Origin of the sequence: Lutibacter sp. (genome assembly GCF_041596795.1) — a bacterium.
Lineage (GTDB): Bacteria > Bacteroidota > Bacteroidia > Flavobacteriales > Flavobacteriaceae > Lutibacter.
In genome coordinates this window covers 1-5,726 of record NZ_JBFHHX010000177.1, presented here as the reverse complement: position 1 = coordinate 5,726, position 5,726 = coordinate 1, and the positions used below count along the sequence as shown (strand labels likewise).

The window sequence follows — 5,726 nt, the reverse complement described above, 5'->3', positions numbered from 1 at the left end:
CCATTTTAAAAGGCGAATTAAAAGTAATAAAAAAGGATAGCTTAGGTAATTATTTAACCTGTAATAATAGAATTATTACTGTTCAAGAATTGAGTAATACTTGGAAGAATAAAAAATGTTTAGTTTCTTCAAATTTGGCAAATTAACGGGCGTTTTTATTTAATTATAGGTGTTTGCAAAACAACATCAGTAAAACTTTTTTCAAAATTTTATTATTTTTTTTGAAAAATATAGAAACAGAAAAAAATTAAGAGTTATTAAAAAGTCCATTTTCAGATATTCCTTTTGTTTAGAATCTTTATAAATTATTGTTTAGGGCAGATAATGAAGACAATTTATTGTTTTTTTTTGTATTTTTAAGTATTATATAAGCTCTCTAGCAAGGCTTATTTAATTACTTCCCAATATGCGCACATTAGGAAAAGTTGCTCATGCAATTACTCCATTAAATTTGAATTAATTTAAAAATAAGCGGATATGAAAACAAAACTATTTTTTATTGGACTATTAGTAGCAAGTATTTCTATACAAGCTCAAATGGTTTCTGTTGCATTACACAAAGCAACCGGAACAGAAATTTTTACTGGGGTAGACCCTTTTAAAGCTGCCTATGCTGCTTCTGTTGCAGGCGATACAATTTATTTATCGGGTGGTTCTTTTGTTGCGCCAGCCAATTTTGACAAGCAATTGTTTATTTATGGTGTTGGGCATTACCCAGATTCTACGGCGGCAACCAACCCAACTACTATTACTGGCGATTTTATTTTGACCGAAAATGCCGATAATTTTTATTTAGAAGGCGTAAATCTTAAAAACCAATTTTATACAGATACCAACGCTTCTGTAAATGCCTTTACCATTAGAAGAGTAAAAATTGATGGAAGTACTACAATACAAGGTACAGCTGTAAACTCAACCAATATTACCTTTATAGAGTGTATATTAAACCATGTTAATTTAAATAACGCAACCAATTCTGCTATATTTAATAGTATTCTTTATAACTATGTTAATTATAGCAATGCTAATGTGTTTAAAAATAATATTTTTTTGTATTATGGTAGTGCTAATCTTTTTAGTAATTCAAATAATAATGAAATTAGTAATAATGTAATAATACAAACCTATGGTAATTACATTAGCAATGGAAATGGAAATACCTATAAAAACAATCTTTTTGTTTCTGCAGCTCCTAATTACGGAACTTCTCCAATTTTAATAAACAATTATTTAGGCGTTGCTCAAGCAGATATTTTTGTAAACCAAACGGGTTATGCGTTTGATTATACACATGATTATCATTTACAAGTGCCTGAAACTTATTTAGGAGCTGATAATCCTGCAACACAAGTAGGGATTTATGGAGGTAATTTCCCTTTTAAAACAGCAAATATGCCAATTACACCGCATATTAGCACACAAAACATTTCATCTTCAACAGATAATAATGGAATGTTAAATATTAATATTAAAGTTAACGCTCAAAAAAACTAAACAATGGCTATAGCACAATTAATACCGCGAAAGTGGATATTAATGAGTTTGCTTATTAGTGTCCAATGTTTGGCTCAGGTTGAAGTGGTGTCATATGATTATTGGTTTAACAACGATTACTTAAATAAAGTATCTACCAATATTACAACACCTTCAGAAACCTTTGAGCTAAATAAAAGTATAGCCACAGACGGTTTGTCGTACGGCATAAACACCTTTAATATTCGGTTTAAAGACAATGCGAATTTATGGAGTGGTGTATTAAGTGAGTTTTTTTACAAAGCACCACAAAGTACTTCGGCAAATAGAGCAATTGTTGGGTATGAATATTGGTTTAATAACAATGCAAATTCAAGAATATCACAAACGGTTACAGGAACAGAAACTTTAAATTTAGTTTCAAATATTGATGCCAGTGCGCTTCAAAGTGGTATCAATACTTTTAACATACGATTTAGAGATGATTCTGGTTTATGGAGTGGTGTGTTAACAGAATTTTTCTACAAAGCACCGCAAAGCACTTCAGCAAATAGAGCAATTGTTGGGTACGAATACTGGTATAACAACAATGCTGCTACACGAATTTCAGAAAGTGTAACAGGAGCTGAAACTTTTAATTTAGTTACAACTTTAGATGCAAGTGCACTTCAAAACGGTATCAATACTTTTAACATTCGATTTAGAGATGATTCTGGTTTATGGAGTGGTGTATTAACAGAATTTTTTTACAAAGCACCACAAAGCACTTCAGCAAATAGAGCAATTGTTGAATACGAATATTGGTATAACAACAATGCCGCTACACGAGTTTCAGAAAGCGTAACAGGAACAGAAACTTTTAATTTAGTTACAAGTTTAGATGCAAGTGCGCTTCAAAACGGTATCAATACTTTTAACATTCGTTTTAAAGACGATTCTAATTTATGGAGTGGCGTATTGAGTGAGTTTTTCTACAAAGCACCAGAAAGCACCGATATCAATAGAAAAATTATAGCTTATGAATATTGGTATAATAACGAGTCAGCTTCTCGAATTTCAGAAAGCGTAACAGCTACCGAACAATTAAATTTAGTAACAAGTATAGATGCTAACGCACTTCAAAATGGAATTAATACGTTTAACATTCGTTTTAAAGACGATTCTAATTTATGGAGTGGCGTAAAATCTGAATTTTTCTTAAAGTTTAAAGAACAAGATTTATCCGACAATAAAATTATTGCCTATCGCTATTGGGTTGATGATGCTTTTGATAAAATGGTTGAAGTTGTTTTATCTCCTCCAATAACACCTTTAGAAACTGTTGCGCCAATAAATGTTAGCAACGTTTGGCAAGGTTCGTATACTATAAATCTTCAGTTTAAAGATAGTCACGGCTATTGGAGTGGTGTTTTAAAAGAAACTTTTACAAAAGAAGTATTACCAGTTGCCATATTCTCAGTAGATACTGATGAAACTTGTTTAGGCAATGCTTTAACTTTTACCAATGAAAGTATTGATTTTGATGCACAGCTTTGGGATTTTGGAGATGGAAATTCAAGTTCCGATGTAAATGCAACACACACCTACGCTACATTTGGTGAATTTGATGTGAGTTTAACAGTTACAGATACTGGAAGTGCAAAAGACAGTGTAATAACTAAAAAAGTAAAAGTGGTTGATACGCCTTCAAAAGAAGTGACTTCAAACACAACTTTTCCAGCTTGTTTTGGTACAACCGTAACTTTAACTGCTACTGCTACTGGAACTTATGTATGGTCTAATGGTGAAATTACTAAAAGTATCAGTCCAACCGTTGCAGGTGATTATAGTGTAACTGTTACTGCAGCTGCAGGGTGTTCTATAACTTCAGATATTATTTCGGTTTCATTTAAAAATGAAATTGATAAAACCGTTACTTCAACTGGTACTGCAATTACCGCTACACAAACTGGCGCAACTTACCAATGGGTAGATTGTATCAATGCAAATGCTGCAATTAATGGTGCAACATCACAAATTTATAGTCCAACTTTGGCAGGTTCTTATGCTGTGGAAATTACGGTTGACAGCTGTACTGTTATTTCAGATTGCACTACTATTTTAGACAGTGATAATGATGGAATTATTGATGGGTTAGACAATTGTAATTCAGTTGCCAATGCAGATCAATTAGATACAGATTCGGATGGAATAGGTAATGTTTGTGATGATGATGATAACGATGGTGTTTTAGATATAAACGACAATTGTCCGTTGGTTTCTGGAACTGCAAATGGTTGTCCTGATGCTGATGCTGATGGAGTTGCCGATGCCAATGATTCTTGTGCCAACACACCTTCAGGAGAAACTGTAAATGCAAATGGTTGTAGCGATTCGCAATTAGATGATGATAACGATGGAGTTAACAATGCCTTAGACCAATGTCCAGACACGCCAAATGGCGAAGTAATTGATGTGCATGGTTGTCCAGTGTTTTTACTACCAAGTTCAAACTATACTATTACCATTACTGGTGAAACTTGTAGAAATAGCAATAATGGTAAAATAACCATAACTGCAGCGCAATCAAATGCGTATACTGTAACAATTTCAGGAAACGGTTTAAATACTTCTAAACAATTTACAACTTCAACAGAAATTACCAATTTAAGTGCCGGTACTTACACTGTTTGTTTTACAGTTACAGGTAAAGCTAATTATGAGCAATGTTTTACAATTGTGATAGTTGAGCCTGATGATTTAGCAGTGTTATCTAAAGTGAGTGCTAAAAATAAAACTGTTGATTTAAGTTTATTTGGATCTGATGAATATTTTATTGAATTAAATGGAGAGCAGTTCAGTACTTCTAAAAATGAGATTAGTTTACAATTAAAAGAAGGTGTAAATCTGTTAGAAGTTAAAACAGTAAACGATTGTCAGGGAGTTTATATAGAAACTATTGAAATATTTTCTGAATTGACCTTGTATCCAAATCCAACAAAAGGAAATGTCATATTGTATGTTGGAGAATCTTTAAATGAAGGGATTTCGGTTGAAATTTACAATACCAACAAGCAGTTAATGGAAGTTAAAAACTATAAATCTTCAAATAACAGTGTGAAATTAGAAGTGGAGAATTTTCCAGCTTCAGTGTATTTTATTGTTGTAAAAACTGCAACAAAACAGTTTAACTTTAAACTGATTAAATTATGAGAACATATAAATATCTATCAATCATACTAGTTGGATTCTTTATTTTAAGTTGCGGTGGAGGTGGAGATGATGACGATCCAACGCCGCCACCAAAAAATCCGCCAGATGCAGCGGTATTAGTTGCGCCTGCACAAAATTCAGAATGTAATCAGGGTACAAATGTTACCGCAACAAAAAGCGATGTTACTTTTGAATGGAGAATTGCAGCGAATACAGATTTGTACGAATTGACTGTAAAAAATTTGAAAACAGGGGTAAGTACAAATTATACAAGCACCACAAATATTAAAATGGTAACCTTAGATAGGGCTACGCCTTATTCATGGAGAGTAATTTCAAAATCGAATTCGGTTTCTCAAACTGCTTCAAGTTTAACATGGAAATTTTACAATGCTGGAGATGGAACAATTTCATATCCACCTTTTCCAGCTGAAATTATTGCTCCAGAAATGGGTGCTTTTGTAACTGCTTCAAATGGAAAAGTAGATTTAAAATGGGCAGGAAGTGCTGTTGAAAATAATATTGCTGGTTACGATATTTATTTTGCAGCTGCCAATCCGCCAAGTTTGCACAAAGCAAATCATACAAGTACCGAATTAACCGGTATTGCAGTAACTGCAAATACTATTTACTATTGGAAAATTATCACAAAAGATTCAAAAGGTAATTCTTCAGATTCTGGAATTTATAATTTTAAAATTAATTAAATATTGAAAAATTAAAAGCCCTAAAATATAATGTTTTAGGGCTTTTTTCAGTTAGTATTTTAATAAATCAATTTCTTCAAATTTGTTAAGTTGAATATTTTCTACTGAATTTCGATAAACTAACCAATCAGTTTTATAAAAATCATTAATTTTTAAAATTACTTCTCGCACTTTTGCATCGGCATTATTAATTAAGGTAGTTTCTGTAATTCTGGGTAATTGTTGTAAAGCATTTACATACCCACGTGCAGTATATAAATAAGAAATTGTACTCGGAAATTCTGTATCTGTTATGCCTTGTCTTTCATCTTCTTTTCCTAATAAATCATCAAGTAAACTGTCAATTTTGGTAAT

Annotated in this window: 4 protein-coding genes; 3 read left to right on the top strand and 1 reads right to left on the bottom strand. The window is 32.1% G+C overall.

The genetic code is table 11. The features are described 5' to 3' along the window. Positions 1-477 precede the first annotated feature (477 nt). From ABY298_RS14500 to ABY298_RS14490, 3 genes are read left to right on the top strand one after another with little or no spacing between them, the layout of a single operon-like run. Entirely contained in the window at positions 478-1,494 is a 1,017-nt protein-coding gene (locus tag ABY298_RS14500) for a hypothetical protein (protein WP_372746772.1), read from the top strand. A gap of 3 nt (positions 1,495-1,497) precedes the next feature. Further along, a complete protein-coding gene (locus tag ABY298_RS14495; RefSeq protein WP_372746771.1) occupies positions 1,498-4,665 on the top strand; it encodes a thrombospondin type 3 repeat-containing protein in 3,168 nt (1,055 codons plus the stop codon). Beyond that, the gene (locus ABY298_RS14490; protein ID WP_372746770.1) at positions 4,662-5,372 is read left to right on the top strand and encodes a hypothetical protein; all 711 of its coding nucleotides are present in this window, start codon (positions 4,662-4,664) and stop codon (positions 5,370-5,372) included. Before ABY298_RS14495 ends, ABY298_RS14490 begins: the two co-directional genes overlap by 4 nt. Positions 5,373-5,423: 51 nt before the next feature. On the opposite strand, the gene ABY298_RS14485 is transcribed toward ABY298_RS14490, so the two are convergent. Beyond that, on the bottom strand, positions 5,424-5,726 hold a 303-nt coding region (locus ABY298_RS14485), incomplete at its 5' end, for a hypothetical protein (RefSeq protein ID WP_372746769.1).

Coding starts and splice junctions, on each gene's coding strand:
- ABY298_RS14500 (WP_372746772.1), top strand. CDS start 478: ATGAAAACAAAACTATTTTTTATTGGACTATTAGTAGCAAGTATTTCT.
- ABY298_RS14495 (WP_372746771.1), top strand. CDS start 1,498: ATGGCTATAGCACAATTAATACCGCGAAAGTGGATATTAATGAGTTTG.
- ABY298_RS14490 (WP_372746770.1), top strand. CDS start 4,662: ATGAGAACATATAAATATCTATCAATCATACTAGTTGGATTCTTTATT.